The 20,861-nt window shown below is 69.1% G+C and carries 28 protein-coding genes; 7 read left to right on the top strand and 21 right to left on the bottom strand.

Annotation, left to right across the window (positions count from 1 at the left end):
• Positions 1-26 precede the first annotated feature (26 nt).
• The 12 genes from IFJ75_RS01310 to IFJ75_RS01255 all read right to left on the bottom strand — a co-directional run bounded on the left by IFJ75_RS01310 (position 27) and on the right by IFJ75_RS01255 (position 9,227).
• Entirely contained in the window at positions 27-3,752 is a 3,726-nt protein-coding gene (locus tag IFJ75_RS01310) for a baseplate multidomain protein megatron (protein WP_207870783.1), read from the bottom strand.
• Complete coding sequence (locus tag IFJ75_RS01305; RefSeq protein WP_207870782.1) at positions 3,752-4,192, bottom strand: NlpC/P60 family protein; 441 nt, start codon at positions 4,190-4,192, stop codon at positions 3,752-3,754. The genes IFJ75_RS01310 and IFJ75_RS01305 overlap by 1 nt, the downstream gene beginning before the upstream one ends.
• Positions 4,189-4,842 (bottom strand): baseplate hub domain-containing protein, encoded by a 654-nt coding sequence (locus IFJ75_RS01300; RefSeq protein WP_207870781.1) that lies wholly within the window; start codon positions 4,840-4,842, stop codon positions 4,189-4,191. The genes IFJ75_RS01305 and IFJ75_RS01300 overlap by 4 nt, the downstream gene beginning before the upstream one ends.
• Before the next feature lies 1 nt (position 4,843).
• Entirely contained in the window at positions 4,844-5,461 is a 618-nt protein-coding gene (locus IFJ75_RS01295; RefSeq protein ID WP_207870780.1) for a DUF2460 domain-containing protein, read from the bottom strand.
• Positions 5,462-5,501: 40 nt separating this feature from the next.
• Positions 5,502-6,032 carry a phage tail tape measure protein gene (locus IFJ75_RS01290; RefSeq protein ID WP_207870779.1) on the bottom strand — a complete coding sequence of 177 codons (531 nt, stop codon included), beginning with the start codon at positions 6,030-6,032 and terminating at the stop codon, positions 5,502-5,504.
• Positions 6,025-6,195, bottom strand: coding sequence for a phage tail assembly chaperone (locus IFJ75_RS01285; RefSeq protein ID WP_207870778.1), 171 nt, complete (start codon positions 6,193-6,195; stop codon positions 6,025-6,027). Before IFJ75_RS01285 ends, IFJ75_RS01290 begins: the two co-directional genes overlap by 8 nt.
• On the bottom strand, positions 6,192-6,500 hold the full coding sequence (locus tag IFJ75_RS01280; protein ID WP_207870777.1) for a GTA-gp10 family protein: 309 nt from the start codon (positions 6,498-6,500) through the stop codon (positions 6,192-6,194). The genes IFJ75_RS01285 and IFJ75_RS01280 overlap by 4 nt, the downstream gene beginning before the upstream one ends.
• Positions 6,500-6,916 (bottom strand): phage major tail protein, TP901-1 family, encoded by a 417-nt coding sequence (locus IFJ75_RS01275; RefSeq protein ID WP_207870776.1) that lies wholly within the window; start codon positions 6,914-6,916, stop codon positions 6,500-6,502. Before IFJ75_RS01275 ends, IFJ75_RS01280 begins: the two co-directional genes overlap by 1 nt.
• 12 nt (positions 6,917-6,928) lie before the next feature.
• The gene (locus IFJ75_RS01270) at positions 6,929-7,336 is read right to left on the bottom strand and encodes a DUF3168 domain-containing protein (RefSeq protein WP_207870775.1); all 408 of its coding nucleotides are present in this window, start codon (positions 7,334-7,336) and stop codon (positions 6,929-6,931) included.
• The gene (locus IFJ75_RS01265) at positions 7,333-7,644 is read right to left on the bottom strand and encodes a phage head-tail adapter protein (RefSeq protein ID WP_225896936.1); all 312 of its coding nucleotides are present in this window, start codon (positions 7,642-7,644) and stop codon (positions 7,333-7,335) included. Before IFJ75_RS01265 ends, IFJ75_RS01270 begins: the two co-directional genes overlap by 4 nt.
• A complete protein-coding gene (locus IFJ75_RS01260) occupies positions 7,641-7,907 on the bottom strand; it encodes a head-tail connector protein (protein WP_207870774.1) in 267 nt (88 codons plus the stop codon). The genes IFJ75_RS01265 and IFJ75_RS01260 overlap by 4 nt, the downstream gene beginning before the upstream one ends.
• A gap of 63 nt (positions 7,908-7,970) precedes the next feature.
• The gene (locus tag IFJ75_RS01255) at positions 7,971-9,227 is read right to left on the bottom strand and encodes a phage major capsid protein (protein ID WP_207870773.1); all 1,257 of its coding nucleotides are present in this window, start codon (positions 9,225-9,227) and stop codon (positions 7,971-7,973) included.
• Between the two features lie 46 nt (positions 9,228-9,273).
• On the opposite strand from IFJ75_RS01255, the gene IFJ75_RS01250 reads away from it, so the two are divergent.
• The 4 genes from IFJ75_RS01250 to IFJ75_RS01235 all read left to right on the top strand — a co-directional run bounded on the left by IFJ75_RS01250 (position 9,274) and on the right by IFJ75_RS01235 (position 11,128).
• On the top strand, positions 9,274-9,741 hold the full coding sequence (locus IFJ75_RS01250; protein WP_207870772.1) for a hypothetical protein: 468 nt from the start codon (positions 9,274-9,276) through the stop codon (positions 9,739-9,741).
• Between the two features lie 5 nt (positions 9,742-9,746).
• Complete coding sequence (locus IFJ75_RS01245; protein ID WP_207870771.1) at positions 9,747-10,352, top strand: hypothetical protein; 606 nt, start codon at positions 9,747-9,749, stop codon at positions 10,350-10,352.
• Complete coding sequence (locus IFJ75_RS01240) at positions 10,349-10,507, top strand: hypothetical protein (RefSeq protein WP_207870770.1); 159 nt, start codon at positions 10,349-10,351, stop codon at positions 10,505-10,507. Before IFJ75_RS01245 ends, IFJ75_RS01240 begins: the two co-directional genes overlap by 4 nt.
• A gap of 69 nt (positions 10,508-10,576) precedes the next feature.
• Entirely contained in the window at positions 10,577-11,128 is a 552-nt protein-coding gene (locus IFJ75_RS01235) for a hypothetical protein (RefSeq protein WP_207870769.1), read from the top strand.
• On the opposite strand, the gene IFJ75_RS01230 is transcribed toward IFJ75_RS01235, so the two are convergent.
• The 9 genes from IFJ75_RS01230 to IFJ75_RS01195 all read right to left on the bottom strand — a co-directional run bounded on the left by IFJ75_RS01230 (position 11,091) and on the right by IFJ75_RS01195 (position 16,665).
• Entirely contained in the window at positions 11,091-11,546 is a 456-nt protein-coding gene (locus IFJ75_RS01230) for an HK97 family phage prohead protease (RefSeq protein ID WP_207870768.1), read from the bottom strand. The genes IFJ75_RS01235 and IFJ75_RS01230 overlap by 38 nt on opposite strands.
• Positions 11,543-11,770 (bottom strand): hypothetical protein, encoded by a 228-nt coding sequence (locus IFJ75_RS01225; protein WP_207870767.1) that lies wholly within the window; start codon positions 11,768-11,770, stop codon positions 11,543-11,545. The genes IFJ75_RS01230 and IFJ75_RS01225 overlap by 4 nt, the downstream gene beginning before the upstream one ends.
• Positions 11,770-12,942, bottom strand: coding sequence for a phage portal protein (locus tag IFJ75_RS01220; protein ID WP_207870766.1), 1,173 nt, complete (start codon positions 12,940-12,942; stop codon positions 11,770-11,772). Before IFJ75_RS01220 ends, IFJ75_RS01225 begins: the two co-directional genes overlap by 1 nt.
• Positions 12,943-12,992: 50 nt before the next feature.
• Entirely contained in the window at positions 12,993-13,259 is a 267-nt protein-coding gene (locus tag IFJ75_RS01215; RefSeq protein WP_207870765.1) for a hypothetical protein, read from the bottom strand.
• Positions 13,256-14,281: a hypothetical protein gene (locus IFJ75_RS01210; RefSeq protein WP_207870764.1), complete on the bottom strand. Its 1,026-nt coding sequence runs from the start codon at positions 14,279-14,281 to the stop codon at positions 13,256-13,258. Before IFJ75_RS01210 ends, IFJ75_RS01215 begins: the two co-directional genes overlap by 4 nt.
• A complete protein-coding gene (locus tag IFJ75_RS01205; protein WP_207870763.1) occupies positions 14,281-14,568 on the bottom strand; it encodes a spike base protein, RCAP_Rcc01079 family in 288 nt (95 codons plus the stop codon). Before IFJ75_RS01205 ends, IFJ75_RS01210 begins: the two co-directional genes overlap by 1 nt.
• Before the next feature lie 41 nt (positions 14,569-14,609).
• On the bottom strand, positions 14,610-15,806 hold the full coding sequence (locus IFJ75_RS01200) for a DNA-packaging protein (RefSeq protein ID WP_225896935.1): 1,197 nt from the start codon (positions 15,804-15,806) through the stop codon (positions 14,610-14,612).
• On the bottom strand, positions 15,742-16,116 hold the full coding sequence (locus tag IFJ75_RS19610; RefSeq protein WP_225896934.1) for a hypothetical protein: 375 nt from the start codon (positions 16,114-16,116) through the stop codon (positions 15,742-15,744). The genes IFJ75_RS01200 and IFJ75_RS19610 overlap by 65 nt, the downstream gene beginning before the upstream one ends.
• 129 nt (positions 16,117-16,245) lie before the next feature.
• The gene (locus IFJ75_RS01195) at positions 16,246-16,665 is read right to left on the bottom strand and encodes a YcgN family cysteine cluster protein (protein WP_207932415.1); all 420 of its coding nucleotides are present in this window, start codon (positions 16,663-16,665) and stop codon (positions 16,246-16,248) included.
• A 100-nt stretch (positions 16,666-16,765) separates the two neighbouring features.
• Between IFJ75_RS01195 and IFJ75_RS01190 the strand changes: the two genes are divergently transcribed.
• From IFJ75_RS01190 to IFJ75_RS01180, 3 genes are read left to right on the top strand one after another with little or no spacing between them, the layout of a single operon-like run.
• On the top strand, positions 16,766-18,583 hold the full coding sequence (locus tag IFJ75_RS01190; RefSeq protein WP_207870761.1) for an ABC-F family ATP-binding cassette domain-containing protein: 1,818 nt from the start codon (positions 16,766-16,768) through the stop codon (positions 18,581-18,583).
• 13 nt (positions 18,584-18,596) lie between these two features.
• Positions 18,597-19,442: a hypothetical protein gene (locus IFJ75_RS01185; RefSeq protein ID WP_207870760.1), complete on the top strand. Its 846-nt coding sequence runs from the start codon at positions 18,597-18,599 to the stop codon at positions 19,440-19,442.
• Positions 19,443-19,476: 34 nt separating this feature from the next.
• Positions 19,477-20,484 carry an alpha/beta hydrolase fold domain-containing protein gene (locus tag IFJ75_RS01180; protein WP_207870759.1) on the top strand — a complete coding sequence of 336 codons (1,008 nt, stop codon included), beginning with the start codon at positions 19,477-19,479 and terminating at the stop codon, positions 20,482-20,484.
• The last annotated feature ends 377 nt before the right edge of the window (positions 20,485-20,861 follow it).

Genomic DNA, 20,861 nt, shown 5'->3' with positions numbered 1-20,861 from the left:
GCATGGACGCGCCAAAGCAATGGGTTTCAGACCGGAAGGGCCGCAACCGCTTCAACACCCCATCCGAAAACCTCTCCGGCCTGGGCGACGGCGATCCGAACATCCGGCCCGGGACCACCCGGAAAGTCCGCACCGACGGCGATCGTCTCATAGATCGTCGAGGCGTCGCTCGTCTCCCAACGCCGGATGACGACATCTCCGTCCAGCACCCTGACCCTGAACCGCATCGGATCGGCGCCGAGGTCCCGGTCCCAGACATCTCCGTTCAGCCTGGAGCGCGCGATCCAGCCGATGTCGAAACCCGTCGCGCCAGGGGTCACCCTCAAATGCGCCGGGCTCCACGGCCGATGGAAGAGCCCTCGCAGGGTCATCGCCCGCTCCGACACGCCGGAGCCGCCCGGCGCCCCGCCCGCGGGTCCGGCCCGCCAGATCAAAGGCAGCCCGACCTCGGTCAGCGAGAGGGAGGCCCGCCCCACGGCGTCATCCAGAAACACGACCAGCCTCCCGGCTTCGGATCCGGCCGCCATCTCCGCGTCCGTTCCCTGCTGCGCCCGCAACAGGCCCGTCAGTTTCCAGACGCCTTGGCCGACCAGTTCAGCGGACCGGAACTGCGCAATCTCCCATCCGTCACCGGCCTCAACCGCGACCGCATTGGCGCCGCCTAGGACCGGCGTCTCGCCCAGGCTGGCCGGCGCTCCCCCCTCGACCCGAACGAAGATCGCATTGGTCTCGTCCCAACGCCCTACGACCCCGGGCGCCAGCGGCTCGATCAGGACCCCCACCCGCGTCGGCAAGCTCGCCTCACCCCGCGCCGTCAGGCCCTCCGGTCCGGGCCCCGCGACCACCTGCATCGGCCGCCACGGATCGGCCGCGACCGCCAGCAACGGCCTCGGATCGCCCTCCCCGCCCGGCAACGGCGGCAGGTCCAGTATCGCGAGCATCGGTGCTCCAAACGCCTCGGGAGCGTCAGCGATCCGCCATGACTCGATCGCATCCGGCGTCTCAACCCTCGGTGGACGGCCCAGGGTCATCGACGGGTTTTCATCCAGGGTGACGCTCTCGACCCGCCAGTCGCCCTCCTCGCCTTCCAGCCGAACCACATCGCCCGCTTCAAGCCCCAGAATTTCCAGCGGCCCCGGCGCCAGGATCAACTTTTCCGCCTGTTCGCCGTTCAGGGCCTGTCGCGCCATCCGGGCCGCCAGACCGGCGCCGCAGACCGCGGGCAAGATCAGATCGACGACGCCGCCGGCCCCGCCCTCGTCGCTTCGGACCGTCACCGAGCCGGTCTGATAGTCCGCGCTCTCGTCAATGAACCTCACGCGCGAGATTGAGGGCGCCGCCTCCATCTCTCTTATGCGGATCATCGCCGTTCCCTCATCCGACAGGGCCAGGGCGTCGAGGTTAACGGCGGTCGCCGGCGCCGCCCGCCCGACCAGGACGACCTTGCCGTCACGCTCCGCCGCCGTCATCGCGAATGCGGTCAGCAGCGGCTCCAACGCGTCACGGGTCCGCATTGGCCTGTCGATCACATAGCCTTGGGTCGAGTCCCCCACCGGCGCGATGGAAAAGTCGACATCCTCCAGCCCGCCCCGCCGCAGGATCGCGGCCAGGGTATCTGCGCCCCCGCCGCTCACCCGCCCGTTCAGCCAGTGACCGGTCCGCCAGGCTCCGGCGTCGGCCCAGTCCTCCGCCCGTGCCGGAAACGCCGGATAAGGCCGCGCGTCCCAGCACCAGGCATCGGCGCCGTCCAGCATTGGCCCGCCATAGACCGGCGACACCGGATTGTCGGCTGGACGCCCGAAATGTTCCAGCACCGCCTCCAGCGCGCGGCGCTGCATCCCGTCGTCGCGCGCGCCGCTCGAAAACGGCGGAAGGGCGCTTTCCGCGCTCTTGGGATCCAGAAACAGGTTCGGCGCATTGCCGCCGCGATCGACAGCCGCGCAGCCGAACTCTGTCAGTCGGATGGGTTTCATACCCGCGACCCAGGCCGTGGCCGTCGCCGACCGCACACCACCGATCCGATCGTAGTGCGCATGCGACCACCAGCCGACCAGGTCCTTCGGTCGAAACACCCAGTCTTCGCCATACCCGCTGTCGACGATGGGGGTGCGAACCTGATCCGCCCGGTCCCCTGCGTCGGCATAGAACCAGTCGAAACCCTCTCCGCCCGCGACCTGCGCCGCCAGATAATCGGGATCGTCCGGTCCCTTCCAGGTGTCCGCGTCCACGCCGCCGTTCCCCGCCCGCCAGTCGCCGAGCGGCGGATACCAGTCGATGCCGACGTGGCTGATCGCCGCGTCAGCCCACAGCGGATCGAGGTGAAACACCACATCGCCGGACGGCGGACGAAACCCGAAATACTCCGACCAGTCCGCAGCATAGGACAGCTCGGCGTCCGATCCCATGATGGCGCGGCATTCTCCCGCCAGCGCCCGGTACTGCGCCACCGCCGGATGCCCGCCCGCCGCATCGCGGGTCCAGGTCACCCCGCGCATTTCCGAACCGATCAGCAGACCGTCGGCGTCGGTCTCGGCGGCCAACCCCGCATAGTGCAGCGCGAGGCGCCTCAGCCCCCAGTCGGTCGCGCCGCCGAACAGGGCCGCGATCTCCGCCGTCGCTCCCGCCCCGTCGGCGCCCTTGATCCGCCCGCGCCACGGATGGGCCGCCTGCCGCGCGCCACCATAGGGATCGGGCAGATCATTGTCCGCCGGGATATCCATGAAGACGAATGGATACAGTGTCGCCTTCCAGCCTCGCGCCTTCACCGCCGCCACCGCCTGCCGTACGCTCTCGTCCGACGGCGTGCCGCCATAAGCCGGGTGCCCGTCGATCTGCGACACCAGATGCGCCTCGCTCCGGTCCAGACCCGCCACTGACCAGACCTGCGGCTCGGTCGACTTGCCGCGCCGTTCGACACCGGGCCGCACCGCGCAATGCCCCGCCCTCAAATCATTCCCGAACCAGCCGATCACCAGGCTGACCCGCTTCAGGTTCGGGCACTGCGCCTGCAGCTGGTCCAGCGACACCTCGAGATCCGGCCGCCCCTCCCCGTTGTGCCCATTCTCGGCCCGCGTCCTTGTCAGGCCCTCGCGCCTGAGCACGGTCTCGGTCGCCAGGATGAACTCCCCCGCCCCGGGGATGAGGCAAACTCCCTCAAGTCTCTCTTCCAGACCGTCGCCTTGCGGCCGTCGGAACACTTCGAAGGCCAGCTGCGGCGGCCGGTTGCCGAACGGGCCCAGCGGCAGGTCCTCGAACACCGCATAGGCCGTGCCGCGATAGGCTGGGGCGGCGCCCTCCACCGCCTCGATCAGCGGATCCGGGGTCTGGTCCTCCGTCCCGCGATGCACCCGCATGGTCACGCCCGACAGATTCAGCGGCTGCCCGTCCGCCCACACCCGACCGACGCCATCGATGGGCCCCTCGCAGATCGCGACGGCAAAACTCAGCGAATAGTCGTAATCGACCGTCCGGGGTCCGCCCTTGCCGCCGCGGCTTTCATTGCGGCGCTCAAGGAACCGCGCCGCCCAGATCACCTGCCCGGTCACCCGCGCACGGCCGAAGACACAGGCCATCGGCGCGCCTTCCGCCGAGGATTGCACCTTCAGGGTTTCCAGACGCGGCCCGCGCTGCCGCGCCGGCTCCAACGAGGCGACCAGACTTCTGTCTATCGCTCCGCCCAAGGCCCCGCCGACGATGCGGCCGAAGCCGCCGCCGATCGCGCCGCCCAGCCCGCCCAGAACCACCTGCGCCATCAGTGATCTCCTTCATCCGGCCATCGGAAGGCCGCGGCCAGCCGCCTATGCCACCACGGCCCCATCCAGCTCTCCACCACCGACCGGCCCCAGTAGGCGTGGATGATCCGCGGCTCGGGCGGACCATCCATGCTCAGGATGGCGCAGTGCTTGATCGGCGCGCCCAGGCTCATCCGGAACAGCAGCACGTCCCCTGGGCGCGCGGCCGCGACCTCGATCTCGACCAGCCACCGCCGAGCCGCCGTCAACAGCGTCTCCTCGCCCCCGACCTCGGCCCAGTCCGGTGAATATGCGGGCACATTCTCAGGCTCCGCCCCCAGGACCTCGCGCCAGACACCCCGAACCAACCCCAGGCAATCCGCCCCTTCGCCCTTCACACTGGCCTGATGCCGATAGGGCGTGCCCAGCCAGCCTCGCGCCGCAGCCACGGCCCGGTTCATCGACGACTGGCTCCGTCGTGCGGCCCGCCCTCGGCGGGATAGGCCGTCAGGAAGTCGTCGCCGGGAATGTCGGCGAAGCCCTGGAAATTGATCCCGTTGGCGAAGGTCCCGACGCAGGTCGTCCAACGCCTGTCACAGCCCAGCCCCGGAAACGCCTCGCGGTCCACGCCGCATCGGCCGTCGCCTAGGACCGCATCACAGTCCCGGCCATAGGTTCGTCCGACCACCCGCTCCAGCGCCGCCAGCGGCCCCTGCAGATCGGCCAGGAAACGGTCCCCTTCGCGGCGCATCTTTGCGACCGTCCCGACCGAAAGCCGCACCTTGAGGTCCGGCCGGGCCCAGTCGACCTTCCACGTCTCGACCCGCGCGCCGTCGTACCGGCCCGCCGTGATGTCCGCCTCGGTCAGGGTCTCGCTGTCCAGGGCTCCGCCGACCACAAGGCTCCCCGCCGCCAGCCCGACCTCGCCCTCCGCCGCGCCCGCTGTCCATCCGCTCGCGGCCTTGCAGATCACGCCGCCCAGCGTCAGGTCGCGATCGTGGTCGGTGAAGCCCAGCATCCCGCCGTCCACGGTCGTCAGCACCCAGGCATGGCAAAGCGTCGCCGCCCCGCTCTCGATGCGGGCGGCCAATTCCTCGGGAATGTCGCGCATCTCAGACTCGCACCTCGATCAGGGGCATGGCGACCATGCGTCCGGCGTCGAAGCTTTCCAGCGTCACCTCGATCCGATCGGCGTCGAACCGCACCGGCGTGTCGAACTGGAACCCCGCGCGGATTGCGACGCCGCTCGCCGGGGCCGTGCCGAAGGTCACCACCCCCGTGGCTGTATCGACGCTCCAGGCGCTCGCCGCCGGCTCCACCCCGTTCACCGCCACCCGCACCGAGCCCGCAACCGGCTTGCGGATGTCTCGCGCCTGATCGCCATAGGCCTTGATCAGCGGAAACGTCCTGCGGACCCCGTCTCCGACACCGATCGCCTGATCCGTCGCCGCCACCATCGCCCCCGGACCGCACGACTTGAAGTCGGCGAAGTCCCGGAAGCGGAACCCGTACAGCTGTCCCCATCGCGCCTCGAAGAAGGCGGTCAGGGCCGCCATGTCGTCCAGCGACCTCAGGTTCGACCCGATCAGATACCGCCTTCGTCCTTGCGCCCACGGCGTGGATCGCCGCTCGTAGCCGGACGCCAGGGTAACGATCTCGGTCCGTCGCTCCACGCCGCCGGTCGAGCCGAAGGCCAGGCGCGCGGGAAGGCTCACCTCGTGAAAGGCCATCGCCAGCTCCTCCATATATCGATTGCGATCCCCTCAGGGATCAGAGGCGCCGGCCGCCCAGCGCCACGGCGCGGGCCAGCATCTGGGCGATCTGGGCCTCGGACCGGATGAGCTTTTCGGCCCCGCCGTCGATCTTCAGATTGACCGTCATCGCCGGGCTACCCGCCCCTTCGATCACACCGGCGCCCGAGGGCCGGAACACCTCCGGTCCGCGCTCGCCGACCAGATAGGCGCCGCCGCCCAGCACCGCGCCGCCGTCCGCCCGCGCGCCGGCGAACAGCCCGCCGACAGCCTGGGCGATCGCCGCGCCCAGACCGCCTGAGCCGCCCGCTCCGGCGCCCGCATTGACCGCGCCCAGAACCGCCCGCGCCAGCTCGGCCAGGCTCACCTCGCCATCCGCCGCCGCCCGGGCCAGCGATCGGGTCAGGCTGTCGCCCGCTCGCCCGAAGGCGTCCTCGATCGAAGCCGCCGCCCGCTCCGCCGGTTCCTTGAGCGCTTCCAGAGCCGCCGCCGCCTCGGCCGCCTTGATCGGCACAGCATCCAGGCCGTCCGGCCGAAATCCGTCAGTCATCAGGCCACCTCTCCGCCAGGCTCTCGAACCCCGTCCGTCCCATGGCCGGCCCGCCGACGGGCTCGGTCAGCATCCGCCATTCCTTCAGCGACAGCCGCCAGAAGGCCTCGGGCGGCGCGCCCATCCGCGCCGCCTCGACCATCATCTCCCGCCACGGGATCATCGCTCGCCGTCGGGCAGGGCCGCGGCGAAGGCCTTCGCAACCGCCTCGGCCGCCGCGTGCGGATCGACCGCCGCCCCGGCCAGCCCCTTCGCCAGATCCGTCTCGCCGCCGCCGCGCAGCAGGGCCGCCAGCACCGCCAGGAGGTCCGCCGCCGACAGCCGCCGCATCCGCTCGGCCAGGTCGCCGAAACCGGTCACCCCCAAAGCCGTCTCAATCTCCGCCAGTGCGCCCAGCGTCAGACACAGGGTCCGCTCCGCTCCCGCCAGCCAGGCCGCCGCCTCGCCCCTCGCGCCATTCGCCCCCATCAGAGGGCCGTGAAGCCGAGTTCGCCCGCGCTCGCCAGGCTCAGGGCGAAACTGGCCTCGCCCTCATGCTCGCCGGCGTATTCCAGGGCCGAAACCAGGAACGGCCCTTCCAGCGTGCCGAAGTCCGGCACGATCAGCCGCCAGCGCCGCGCCGTCTGGGCGAAGAAGGCCTCGCGGATCGCCGCGTCCGACGCCGCGTCCCGGAACACGCCCTGCCCCGACACCGCCGCCGAGCGCACGCCCGCGCCTGCCAGCAGCTCGCGCCACCGCCCGGCGCTGTCGCCATCGGTCGTGTCCACCGTCTTCGCGTTCAGGGAGATGGTCCGCGCCCTCAGGCCCGCCACCGTGGTGAAGACCTCCGGACTGCCGCCGTCGCCGATCTTGAGCAGGATATCCTTGCCGCGCTGCGCCGCCATTCTCGTTCTCCCTCAGATGTCTTCGGTAATCGCGGGCACGCGCATCACCCCATAGGTCCGGCGCAGATCGCCGCTGCGGAACACGTCGCTGAAGGTCACGCGCAGACTGACCGTCCGCACCCCGTCCCCCGTCAGCGCCGCCTCGTGCAGCCGCGCCCGCACGGCCGCGCAGATCGCCTTGGCCTCCTCGCTGCCGCCGAAGCGCGACACGCAATTCAGGCTCAGCACATGTTCGGTCCCACAGCCCTCGGCCGCGACCAACCGGCTCTCGCTCCGGCCGATCAGCAGATGCGGCCAGGCAGGGCTCGCCGGCGGCTCGTCCCAGATCCGCGCCGGATCGCCCAACAGGGCCTTCACCGTCGCATCCGAGGCCAGCCTGGCGATCAGCATCTTCTGCAGGGCGCTCTCATGATCGCTCATCGTCCGCGCTCCAGCGTCAGTTCGACCCGGCCCGGTCGCCCGCCCACGCCCTGTTGACCGGTCACCGCCCAGTCGCCGCCGCCGAAGCGCAGCACCCGCCCCTCGACCAGCCGCGGATCGGTCCGGGTCTCGACCGTCATCGCGTCGACAATGCGGGTCGCGCCCCCATCGGATTTCTCGCGCCGTCGTGTCGTAAAGGTTTTCAGCCAGACCATGCCCAGCGGCTCATAGCTCCGGGTCCGTCCGCCGTAGGGGGTCTCGCCCTCCACCGGCTGCAGCAGCTCGGCCAGCACCCGCAAGCCGCTCAAAGCCGCACCACCCGGTACGGCGCCAGCCAGGCCTCGACCGGGGCGATCGCCATCTCGGTCTCGCCCCGCTCATAGGCCCGCAGGGCCAGCATCAGGATCGCCAGCCTCAGCGGCGCCGGCGAACTGGACAGCAGGCTCATGCCCACATCGCCCTCCACCCGCGCCTGGGCCGCGTCGATCAGGGTCTGGATCAGGCCGTCCTCGGCGCCGTGTCCGACGCGCAGGAACAGCTTCGCCTCCGTGAGGCTCACGGGCGCCGCCATGGAAATCTCCGAATGTCTGGAAAGATGACGGCGGCGGGCGGTCGCCCGCCGCCTCAGCCATGATCAGCTCACGGCGAACTTCATCACCTTGATGGCGTCGAAATTCTGCACCCCGCCGCCGACGCGCTTGGTCGTGTAGAACAGCACATAGGGCTTGGCCGAATAGGGGTCTCTCAACACCCGCACCCCGGCCCGATCGACGATCAGATAGCCGCGCTGGAAGTCACCGAACGCGACCGACAGGCTGTTGGCGGCGATGTCCGGCATGGTCTCGATCTCGGTAACCGGATAGCCGAGCAGGCTCGCCGTCTCCCCCGCCCGGGGCGCCGGCGACCAGATGTAGTTGCCGTCCGAGTCCTTGAACTTGCGCACGGCCGAGACCGTCTTGCGGTTCATCACGAACCGCCCGTTCGGCCGGTACTGGGCCTTGGGCGCATAGATCAGGTCGATCAGCTTGTCGGCCGGACTGCTGCTGGAAAAGGCCCCCGCCGCGCCCGAGGCGATATAGCCGATCTGGCCCCAGGTCTGGCTGGCGTCGGCGACCGTCGTATAGCTGAGGAAGCCCTTGGGCTTGTTGGTCCCGTCGCCGATCACGAAGGCCGTGGTCTCCTGGGCGGCGAAGGCGTCCTCGACCTCGGCGGCCAGCCACTCGTCCAGATTGATCAGGGCGTCGTCCAGCAGGGCCTGGGTCGCGGCCGGCGAGGCGTAGAGATCGGCCGCCGGGAAATCGAGCAGGGCCAGGGTCGCCGGATCCGTCTCGGGCCGCGCGGCGGTCTCCGCCACCCAGCCCGCGACCACGCCCGCCGTCGAGACCGGCTTGCGATACAGGCCGTTGGCGACCGTCTTGACCGTGGCGATCTCGCGCATCGGAGAGCCCGCCATCAGACGTCGCTCGATGGCCCGCTCCGTCTCCGCCGGCACGACATAGCCGGCCGAGTTCGACGCCGTCGACAGCCCGGCCTTCAACTCCAGCCCATGCGACTGGCCGGCGCGCAGATAGCCGTCCCAGGCGGCCTTCTCCTCCCCGTGAAACGGCGAGGGAGACCGCGAACCGCCGGAGGGGCTCTCGACGCCCCCCAGCTCCGGCCGTCGCGCCTCGCTCAGCACGCGGTCCAGCCGCGCCTGGGCGCCGGCGATGGCCTGGTCGATCCGCGCCACCTTCTCTTCCAGCAGCGTGTCGGCCGACGCCTTGCGCTCGATCTCCTCGAGCCGCGCGTCATTGGCGCCTTTGAACGCCTCGAACGCCGCCATCATCTCATGCATGGCGGCGCGCGCCCCCGACTCGTGCGCATAGGCCGGGGCCTGTTTGGTCTCTTTCATGATATCTCCGGTTGAAAAACCGCCGTAACGCGGTCAGGATCGGGGCGTGGAAAACGCCGCCCGAAATGGAATGAATCGCTGGCTGGGGTCAGACCCTTGGCCAAAGGTGTTCGCGGCATTCACCGTCGCGGCCTTCATCGGCGCCTATACGGTGTTCGATATTCGCCCGTGGGGGCCATGGTGTGCGGGCGCTCTGGTGCTGGCCTGGGCGATCTTCGTGATCGCCTACAGCAACCGGCAAGCCCGTCTGGAGGGCAGCCTCAGCGCGGGCATGAGTTTTCGCGAAAAGTTCGCTCGCCGACCGGTCGCCGTCATCCTCCAGATCATCCTGGCGCTGGCCTGGCTCTTCGTGGGAGGAATGCTGCTGTGGCTGAACCACATCGATGCCCCCCAAGCGCACATTGATGTCGCGACCGCTGCCTTCTGGACCCTGATGCTGGCCGGCTCGATCATCGAAATCGCGGTGGAGTCGATCTATCACCACTTCGAACGTCGGCGACTTCGGGTCGGCTGATACCTTTGCCCTTCACGCCCCTCGAACAGGCCGTCATCCAGGCCCTCGGCTGGGACCTGCGCGACATCGCCCCCGACCTCGCAGGCCAGTTCGAAGAGAGCCTCCCCGGCGCCCGCCGCAACACCGGCGCGGGCCTCTACACCGAAATGATCGTCGATCCGCATCGGCCGCCGCCGAAACGTACCCCCAGCGGATCCTTCGGCACCGTCCACGCCATGGTCGGCGATCTGCCCGGCTCCATGGCCTTCAAGGCCCGGCTTCGCGAGGGCGTGCTCATGGGACTGGAGGGCGACGCCTTCGACATGGACACCTCGGCCATCGACTTTCGCACGACGCCCTTCGACCGCGTCTTCACCGTCGACGACCAGGGCCGCTCCATCGCCTTCGATCCGGCCATCCTGCGCAACCCAGCCCCCTGCTGGACCTTCAGGCGTGGAACGATCCGGAAAAAGACACAGCGCTCGAAGCCCCGCCCCGTCTCGTCAATGTCGGCGCCTTGCAGCGGGTCCAGGACGCTGTCACCCCTCGCACCCCGGAAAGCCGCCGGGCGACCGGTTTGGCTCCCCAGGACGTCAATCTCTACATCGGCCTCATGTTCGGGCTGGGCATGATCCTCGCGATCCCCGTCATTCTCCTTCGGATGCCGTTCGGCGTGATGGTGATCATTCTGATCGCCTCAGGCCGCATGCTCGCCAACCCCAAGACCCTGGAAGCCGCGCGACGCGCTCTGGACAAACTCAAACAACTCCAGGCCCGGGAGCCCTGAGCCGAACGCGGTTCATTGACTCGTCCCGACCCGCATGGTCCGGTCGCTACGGGAAACGAGGGGCAAGTCATGACATCGAAATTCACCGTGGCGACAGCCACGCTCCTTCTGGCCGCCTGCGCCGGAACCGCCTCGGCCGAAACGATCTGCCGCGCGGCGACCCACAGCCGCTTCGGCGAGACCCGCGCCTATTTCCAGAACGTCCTCGGCGCCTGCCGCCCCGACGGCTATTGCTCGGCCGTGGTCGCCCTGCCCGACCGCACCGGCCAGGGCGTCTATGCCCAGCAACTGCGTATCGCCCTCGCCCGACCGGGCGAGCCGTACCAGGTCGAGTTCGTCGCCGTCACTCCGATGTCTGCGGGCGACGGCCAGCCCATGTCGGTCACTCTGGGCCGCCAGACCACGGACCTGTCCACTCTCGCCAGACCGACGTCCAGCATCAATGAGTTCCGCGTCTCGGACCATGACGCCGTCGACAAACTGGTCGCAGGCTTTCGCCAGGCCCGCTCCGCCCGCTGGACCTACCAGTCCGAAACCGGCCCGGCTTCGGCGACCTTCTCCCTCTCCGGCATGACCGCCGCCCTCACCTGGATCGACTGCATGGGCCGCCGGCGACACTGAACCTCGCCCCCGGCAGCATCGGGAACGTCACCAGCGACACCTCCCACAGCTCCACCCGCGTCAGCACCCTCAGCCGCCCCTCGCGCCGGGCCTTGGCCGCGCGAAACCCGATCGACAGCCCGTCCAGCGCCCCGGCCCTGCTCAGGGCGCGTGCGAAGCGCGCCTCGGCGGACCAGTCCTCGATCCGGCCGCGCACCCACAGGCCGCGCTCGTCCTCGACCATCTCTTCCCAGACCCCGACCACGGCCCGCGCCTCGTGCTGGTGCAGCATCCGCACCCCGGCGGCGCCCGTCTTCGCCAGACTGTCCGCGAAGGCGCCCTTCGCCACGACATCGCCGTTCAGATCCGCGACACCCCAAAGCGAGGCATAGCCCTCGATCCGCAGGCCGGCGTCGGCCGCCGCAACCGCATCGCTCATCGCCGCTCCTCCAGTCGCCGCTCGATCCGATCCACGGCGGTGCGCGTCGCCAGACCCTGCTCCTCCAGCCGCGCCAGCCGCTCGGCGACCAGCCTTTGCTCCCCGACGCGGTCCTCCAAAGTCGATATCCGCGCCGCTGCACTCCCGGCCCAGACCAGCCCCCCGATGGTCTGCATGACCAGGGCGACGATCAGGGCGACCGGAACCTTTCTGATCTCCTCCATCAGCCCGCGACCCCCGCCAGACGTCGACGCTCCTCATCGGTCAGGAAGCTCGCCGCCTCCAGCCGCGCCCACAGGGCGTCCCGCTCGCCCTGCAGGGCGGGTACGGCGTCCAGGTCGGCCTCGATCCGCACGTCTCCGAACTTCGGCGCCAGCCAGCCCGTCAGCGCCCCGGCCGTCTTGCGCACCAGCGGGATCACCGTCCCGCGCCAGAAGGCGGCATTGGCTTCGCGATAGTTGGCGTAGGTCGCATCGCCCGGGATACCCAGCAGCTGCGGCGGCACGCCGAAGGCCAGGGCGATCTCCCGGGCCGCCGCGTGCTTGCCGGCGATGAAGTCCATGTCGGACGGCGACAGGCTCATCGGCTTCCAGTCCAGCCCGCCTTCCAGCAGCAGAGGCCGCCCGGCGTTGGCCATGCCCGAATAGTTGTCGCCCAACTCGGTCCTCAGCGCCGCGAACTGATCCGCCGTCAGCCGCTCCCCATCCTTGCCGCCATAGACCAGAGCCCCCGACGGCCGCGCCGAATTGTCCAGAAGCGCCTTGTTCCAGGCCCCCGAGGAATTGTGCACGTCGATGGCGAAGGCCGCGGCCTCCAGCGGCGACAAGCCGTAATAGTCGTCTGTCGGGTGGAACAGCTTCAGCTGCATCACCGGCATCCACCCGTCGGCCTCGCGGCGAATGCGGGTCGACCGGCCGTCCACCGAGTACTCCCAGGCCTCGGGCCAGCCGCCGCGCCCGGGCACAACCGCCATCCGGTCCGGCCTCAGGCCCCACAGCTCTTGTGGCCCACGCTCGCCTGACGTCTCGCCGACCGCCTCGACATAGGCGTTCCCCGCCGTCTGCAGCGCACCGTACACCCCCTCCAGCCACTCCGCCCCGGACTGCTCCGGATTGGGTTTGGCCAGCAGACGCGCCAGCGGATGGTCGTCCGCCCGCTCACCCTCTACGAACACCCGCAACGGGGTCGAGGCGGCGGCCTCTGCAATCATCCGTACGCAACGATAGACGACCGGATTCTTGCCGAACCCTTCGCTGGCCAAGTCGGCATAGTTGCGTGGCGTCCATCTCGGCCGCCCGGCGCCGGTCAGGGCGATCAGCGGCCCAGCCCGGCTGTCCTTGATCTCGGGCGCGCCTTCACGCTCCCGGCGGCGGTCACGCCATCGAAGCCAGGTCATGTCCGTCTTCCCCGTTTGTGTCTGAATTCCGAAATCCGGGCCGGAGCCCGTCAACCGTCCTCGCCGGCCGCCCACAGGATCGCGCCCTGGGCTTCATCGGCGAACCACAGCGCCACCGTGAAAGCGGGTGACAGCGGATCGTCGCCGGCCCAGACCCGGCGCAGCCGTCCCGGCATGACCACGAACGGCTCCAGATCCGCGCGCGCGGCCAGGCCTTCGGGCGTAGTGTTCACGTGCCACCCGTCCAGCAAGACCGGTTCCCCCCCTTCGACAAGAGGCGGGTCGAACAGGGGTCCGATGATGTCGATCTCGATCATTGGGTCACCGTCTGAAGCTGGGCGTCGCTCATCTCGCCGGGAATGATCCGCGCCCGCGCCAGATGGCCGTTCAGGGCGCTTGAACTCGGAAGGCCGGCCAGGGAGACGCGGTTCAACGTCGGCATGGTCATCGCTCCCGACGGCCCCACCATGACGGTCCCGTTTCTGGCGGTCGTCACCGCGCCGGCCTGGGATACCCGCAGTGCCTGTTTGGTAAGGGACGACAGGGGGTTTCCGCCCGCTCCATCGGAGTTCAGCAAGACAGAACCGCCGGAGACGACGGTGTTCTGAGCCTGGCCTCCGGACACTACGGCGCGGAGCTGCACCCGATTGCTGAGCGATCCGTCGTCGAGGCCCAGAATGCCGATGCTTCCAACGCCGCTAGGGAGAATGGTGGACGTGAAGTCCGCCACGAGAACGGCAGGAGTGGTCGCAAGCGCGGCCGCTCCCGTTATGAAGGCGGTGTCCGCTCCCCGTGTGGCGGAGGCGCCGGTCGTGATGATGGGGCTGGTGGCGAAACCGCCCAGCTCGACCTGCGCGTACAAAGGCGCGCCGGACACCGTGAAGGTCACTGTACCCGCCGTTGCGATGACCAGTGACCGGGATGTTCCGTTGGCGCTCGACGCCGTCACCCCGAAGCCGGTTCCCACGGCGGTGCCCGCGGTAGAGGTCACCGCCCCGGTCGAACCCCAGGCCGTCTGCTGCCAGGTGCCGGCCGACAGGGTGATCGTCTGGGTGACCGGCGCGGCGCTGTTCAGGAACAGATTGGTGCGGGCTTCCTCGACCAGCAGGCCACGGTCCGTGATCCGGGGTGCGCCGGTGGCGAAACTGGTGACGCCCCCCGCGACGGTCAGCGCCGTCCCCGCCCCGGTGCGGCTGAAGCTGGCGCCCGGCAAGGCTGCGAAACTCGAATAGTCGGCGCCGTCCAGGCGATAGACGCCCGCGACGAAATCCAGCGCCAGACCCGCCGCACCCGGCCGCATCAGCGCCAGCGTCGGGATGGTCAGATCCTGCCCGATCATCAGTCCGCCAGGGCCACGATGAAGGTCGCTGTCGTGCCGGTCGCCAGCACCCGCCGGGTCTGGACGGCGACATAGCCGATCGGATGGGACTTCAGGGTGATGATCTCGGCGTCGTCGGCGCCGACCGGGATCAGGCGCAGATCCCCCGCCCCGCCGACGTACAGGGCCTTGGCGTAGATGTTCAGGTCGGCGCCGTCGTTGGGCGTCACGGCCTCGGCGCGGCGCGCGGGCGCGCCCGGCGCCGGCGCATGGGATCGATACGCGTCCTTGGAAGGGGTCGCGGGCATGGTCGTCTCCTGTCGGTGAAAATCCTGTCGAACAGGCCCGCCTACAGCCGGCGTATGCGGGGCCCCTCGCCCCGGTCCTGCATCAAATGGCTGATCGCCCAGACCAGGGCGTCGGCGCGATCGGGGCTAGCTCCAGCGCTCCCGGAGCCCAGAGCCATCATCTCGTCTTCCAGGGCCTCCAAGGCCCCGCAGTGGGTCACCCGCCCCTTCTCATAGAGCAGGGCCACGGGCTCGGCCCGCGCGGTCTTGGACGTCCGCGCGAACACCGGGGTGACGACGGCCTTGCACCCGGCGAAGGCCAGCATCTGACCCACCATCTCCCCGCCCTGGTTGGTCTCGACGATCACCCGGTCGGCGCCGAATGTCCGGGCCGCCGCGGTCGCCGCCTCCGCCCACGCCAGCGGCGAGGCCTGTTTCACGCTCAGGTCGGCCAGGACATAGGCCCGGTCGTCCAGCCGCCCCGCGACCACGATCCCGCAGGCGTCGCCATGAGAGGTGGCGGGCGGATCCACCCCGACCACCACCCTGTCGAACCGTTCCGGCGCCGCGCCCCTGCAAGCGTTCAACATCTCCAGCGACCACAGGCCGCCGGCATCATCCAGCACCCGTCCCTCGATCTCCTGCGCCTCCAGCCGGGTCTGGCCGTAGCGGCCGCGCAGGCCGCCCAGAAACCCGGACGACAGATTGACCGCATTGGCCGCCGTCCCCGCCCGCGTCACCTCGGTCTCCGCCTCGGCGATCAGGGCCTTCAGCGCCTTCGATGGCTTGGGCGTCGTCGTCACCATCAGCCGGGGATCGTCGCCCAGCCTCAGACCCAGCCTCAGCATCGCCAGCACCTCGCCCGGGTTCCTCCAGGCGCAGAATTCATCGGCCCAGGCCCCATGGAACTGGGGCCCACGCAAACTCTCAGGATCCTCCGCCGAAAAGGCGAAGGCCCGCGCCCCGCTCGGCCAGGTCAGCAACCGCCGACTCGAATGATAGGTCGGTCGGTCGCCCGGCGCCGCCACGGCCCTCAGACCCGACGGCCCCTCGATCATCACCTCGCGCACGTCGTGCAGGGTCGGCCCGACCAAAGCCAGCCTCGCCCCCTTCACCGCCCGGGCGTTCAGCCACTCGGCCCCGGCCCGGGTCTTGCCCGCCCCGCGACCGCCCAGAAACAGCCAGGTCGTCCAGTCAGTCTCCGGCGGCGTCTGCGCCGGTCCCCGCCATCCGTTCCAGTCGCGCTCGATCCGGCCCAAATCTTCCGCACTCGGGACATCGCTCCACGCCTTCCAGCTCCAGCGTGGCTGCGAGAGCATCCAGGCGGGCCAGGAACTGGTCGCGAAGACGCTGCTCGCCTTTGGCGTCGAGTCCTTCATTCCGGCTCCCGTTGTCGTCGCCCGGCACCGTGTCGATCAGCGTCTGGAGGGCCTTGGCGGCGCTCGTCACCGCCCGGGCCGTGCGCTCCATCTCGTCGGGCGGGCCCTGCATCGCCTCGACCATGCGCCGCTGCAGGTCGCGCCTCAGGGCCTCGACGTCCGTCCCCGCCGCGTCCCCTTTTCCGTCCATGCCCAAACTATAGCGCACCAGCGCCCTCAGGCTGGCCGATTGGCTCGAGAAAAACGCAAACCCAGGCCCGCATTGGGATTGGACTCGTCAGTTATGCGAGTTCGCCGGATCGGACGCTGGTTTCGCCGCCTAGACGCCGCGTTCGACGTCCCAGTCGGGCGCGGCCAGCGCCACGGCGTCATCCGGATCGGCCAGGTCCAGTTCCGAGATCGTCTGTCCTCGCACCGACACTCCGGCCTCATGCACGCTCTCCGGATCGCCCGAGACCAGCGGATGCCAGTTCGCCAGCCCCCGCCCCTCATTGATCCGGCGATAGCCGCAGGACTTCGGCATCCACTGCAACGCCTCGATGTTCCAGGGCGTCAGCTTGATGCAGTCCGGCACATGTTCCTTGCGGTTCGCATAGTCGGTGCACGCGCATTTCTCGCTGTCGAACAGCTTGCAATGCACCTTGGTCGCGAAGACCTCGCCGGAATCCTCGTCCTCGAAACGGATCAGACAGCACAGTCCGCACCCGTCGCACAGGCTCTCCCACTCCTCGCGGGTCATCTGCTCCAGACGCTTGGTCTGCCAGAAGGGCTTGGTTGCCGGGTCGGTACGCTCTACATCCACGCCCTCCCCATAGACCTACCTGCTCCCGAAAGCACCCATGGCCGCTCGCCCGCCCCTCGTCGCCCTCAAGGACGTCCGTCTCCAGGACGGCCAGCGCCCCCTGTTCGACGGCGTCGATCTCGCCATAGAGCCGCGCACCCGCTCCTGCCTCGTCGGCCGCAACGGCGCCGGCAAATCGACCCTGATGAAGGTCGTCATGGGCCTGATCGAGCCTGACAGCGGCACCCGCTCGATCCAGGGCGCGGTCAAATTCGCCTATGTGCCGCAGGAGCCGCTGATCGCCGGCGACACCCTGCTGGACTACGCCACCTCGAATGACGCCGAGCACTGGACCGCGGAATCCTGGCTTGAGACCTTCGGCATGGATCCGCACAAGTCCACCAAGGGCCTGTCAGGCGGCGAGATCCGCCGCGCCGCCCTCGCCAAGGCCTTCGCCGAGGAGCCCGATCTGCTCCTGCTGGACGAGCCGACCAACCACATGGACATCCTCGCGATCGAGCTTCTCGAAAAGGAAATCATCGCCGCCCGCTGCGCCGCCCTGATCGTCTCCCACGACCGCGCCTTCCTGAACCGGGTCACCCAGTCCTGCCACTGGCTGGACAACCGTCAGGTCCGCACCCTGAACAAGGGCTTCGACGCCTTCGACGAATGGGCCAACAAGGTTCAGGAAGAGGAGACCATCGCCTTCCAGAAGCTGACCAAGACCATCGAGCGCGAGACCGCGACCTTCTACAGCTCCATCACCGCCCGCCGCAGCCGCAACGAAGGCCGCGCCCGGTCTCTGGAGGCCCTGCGCGCCGAACGCGCCGAACAGGCCCGTGATCGGCCGCGCGAGATGCAGCTCGGCGTCGATTCAGGCGGCACGTCCGGCAAGCTGGTCGCCGACCTCAAGGGCGTCACCAAATCCTTCGGGGACCGCACGGTCATCAAACCCTTCACCAGCCGCATCATTCGCGGCGATCGCCTTGCCATCGTCGGCCCGAACGGCGCCGGCAAGACCACCCTGGTCAAGATCATGCTCGGCGAGTTGGAGCCCACCTCCGGCACGGTCAAACTCGGCGCCAGCCTCGAGACCGTCTACCTCGACCAGTCGCGTGAGGGACTGAAGTCCGACATGACCCTGTGGGACGCCCTGACGCCCGGCGGCGGCGATTCCATCATCGTGCGCGGGGTGTCCAAACACGTCGCCGCCTACGCCAAGGACTTCCTGTTCACCGAGGCCCAGCTGCGCCAGCCGATCTCGACCCTGTCGGGCGGCGAACGCAACCGCCTGCTGCTGGCCCTGGCCCTCGCCAAGCCCGCCAATATGCTGGTCCTCGACGAACCGACCAACGACCTCGACATGGACACGCTCGACAAGCTCGAGGACCTGCTTGAGCAGTACGACGGCACCCTGATCCTGGTCAGCCACGACCGCGACTTCGTCGACCGTCTAGCCACCTCGACCATCGGCATGAACGGCCGCGGCGATATCGTCGAAACCCCCGGCGGCTGGACCGATTTCATCGGCCAGAACCCGGACTTCCTGAAGCAGATCGCGGAGGGCCGGACCGGGTCGCCCGCTGCGCCTGCCCCGACGCCCGCGCCGGCCCCGGCGAAGGCGGCTCCCGTCGCCAAGGGCAAGATGTCCTTCAAGGACACCCACCGTCTCAAGGAACTGGACGCCCTGATCCACGAACTGCCCGAAACCATCAAGGCCCATCAGGCCCGGCTCGACGACGTCAACTTCTACTCCCGCGACCCCGCCGGCTTCGCCTCGACCATGAAGGCGCTGGAAGCGGCGCAGGAGAAGCTTGCCTCCGCCGAGGAAGAATGGCTGGATCTGGAAGCCAAGCGGGAATCCCTCGCCGGCTAACGGAAGGATGGTCATGACGCCCGCTGTGATCATGGCCGTTGCCGGCCTTCAGGTCTCTCCCGCCACGGCGTCCGATCTGCCTTCGATGGCGGTCGATGCGGTCTTCTCCGTCTGCGTCCCGGTCATCGAGAATACCCTGTCGCCCGCCGATCCCGAGGCGTTCGACCCGCAACCGGCCGAAGAGATAGAACGCCAGCGCAACAGCTTCGGACCTGATGACAGGCAGGCCTTCCGCTACGCCTCGCCGACGCGCTACGTCGGCATCGCTCTCCAGCCGGCCTTCACCGTGTGCGCCACGAGCGTGTTCACCGATGCACGCGCGGTGCATGCGGCGGTGCGCGCGCGCCTCGATGCGGACGGCTGGAAACCGATATCCGACGCGCCCGATGACGGCTTCAGCCATTGGTGGGAACGCCCGGGCTCCAGCCTCGTGATATCGCTCCACTATTCGGACACGGAGGCGGACAACACCGGCTTCGAAGCCCAGGTCATGGATCGAAACAAGGGCAGCGGCGCCGCGGCTCTGGCCGCCTTCGCCTACCAGCGCCGGTCCTTCGCCGAAGCCCTTGTTTCAGCGGCCACCGAGGTCTGTCCTCTGAGCCTGGCCAATGCCGAGCCGACGCCTGCGCAACAGGCGTTTCTCGAACAGTCGACAACCTGGAACGAAGCCTACCTCGTCCATTCCCGCGAGGGAGAGGTCTATGTCCAGAACGGTGAGGACGTCTGCCTCGTGACCGCCCAGGGGCCGGAGATCGCCGAGGCTGAAACCGCTTTACGCCAGGGAGTCGCCGCCACGTCCCTGAAAGCCGACATTGTCCGACTGCCTACGGGCTTGAGGGCGCTGATCCGCGTCCGCTAGGGCGATTCCCTGCGAAGCGGCATAGAAGTCCCCCATGTCCCTGACGCTTCACACCATGACGCTGACTCCCGCCCAGACACGGTCCGCGCGCCGGGCCAATCGGGTGATGGCGGCGGCCCCGCGCCTCAAGCCTGACGGGTGGCGGCTCCAACTCGGCCAGCGCCTGAACCCCCTCGCCGATCGCGCGGTCGGTCGTCTCGGCGCCCTGACCCTCAAACGGCGCGGCGTCGCCGTCTCCAGCCTCGTCATTGACGCCGCCGCCCATTCCATCCCTCTGCGGCTGCTTCAGCCAGCGACCACTCCGCGCGGCCTTCTGATCGACTTCCACGGCGGTGGCTGGGTGCTCGGCAGCGCGGCGCTCAACGACGGCCTGACCCGTCATTTCGCCGAAGCCGGCCTCGCCGTCACCTCGGTGGACTATCGGTTGCTGGACGAGGCGCGCGGCGTCTGGATGCCGGATGCGGTCGAGGACTGCGTCGCCGCCCTGCGCTGGGCGCTCGGCGAAGGCCGCGACCGCCTCGGGGTCGATCACGTCTTCCTCATGGGCGAGTCGGCCGGCGCTCATCTCGCCGCGCTCGCGCTTCTGAAACTGCGCGACGAAGGCCAGGTCCCGCTCCCCGCCTGCATCTTTGTCCAGGGCGTGTTCGACCTGTCAGGGACGCCTTCCGCCAGGACCGCCGGTCCCGAGACCCTTCTATTCGACGGTCCAAACCTGCCGCGCGACCTCGGTCGGCTGACCCCCGGTCTGGACGAGGCCGGACGTCGGGCCCCGGACCTGTCGCCGCTGCACGCCGACCTGTCCGGCCTGCCGCCCGCCCTCTTCGTGACGGGCGAGCTCGACCCCTTTCGCGACGACAGTCTTCTGATGGCCGAGGCCTGGGCTCGTCATTCGCCCGTCGATTTGCTCGACGTTTCGACCGCCCCGCACGGCTTTCAGCATTTCGGCGCGCCCACCGCGGCCCTCGCCCAAGCCTTCATGCGGCGCTGGATCGACGAAACCGCCGCGCTTGAACCCGTTTCTGTGGAAAATTCAGAATGCTGATATCTATGGTGAATTTTAATCCGCCCACAGATATACACAGCCTTGTCCACCACTAAGGCTAAGCCTTTGCACAGACGGAGAATTTCGGACGCTTGCCGTCTAACGGATTTGGCGCGAACGTCAACAGGCCGAGGGACACGGCGGCGCGGAAATCCGGTGAGAGCCGGGGTTTCAAGCGGGTCGATCCGGCTCTCTGACCAGACGGTCTTCCACTGGCGCCCTCGGGCGACGAAGCGAGACGGGACGGCAGGATCCAGGCTCTGAAGGGCGGAACCGCTTCGGCGGCGAGGCCCGGCAAGGGAACCGGATCGGGATCGATGAACGACGGCGGGGACGCAATCCTCGACGGACCGGCATCGGACAGGAGCCGCCAGGAT

It is taken from the genome of Brevundimonas goettingensis (assembly GCF_017487405.1).
Lineage (GTDB): Bacteria > Pseudomonadota > Alphaproteobacteria > Caulobacterales > Caulobacteraceae > Brevundimonas > Brevundimonas goettingensis.
Note: the sequence above shows the minus strand (reverse complement) of the source record. Positions and strands in the feature narration are given on the sequence as shown.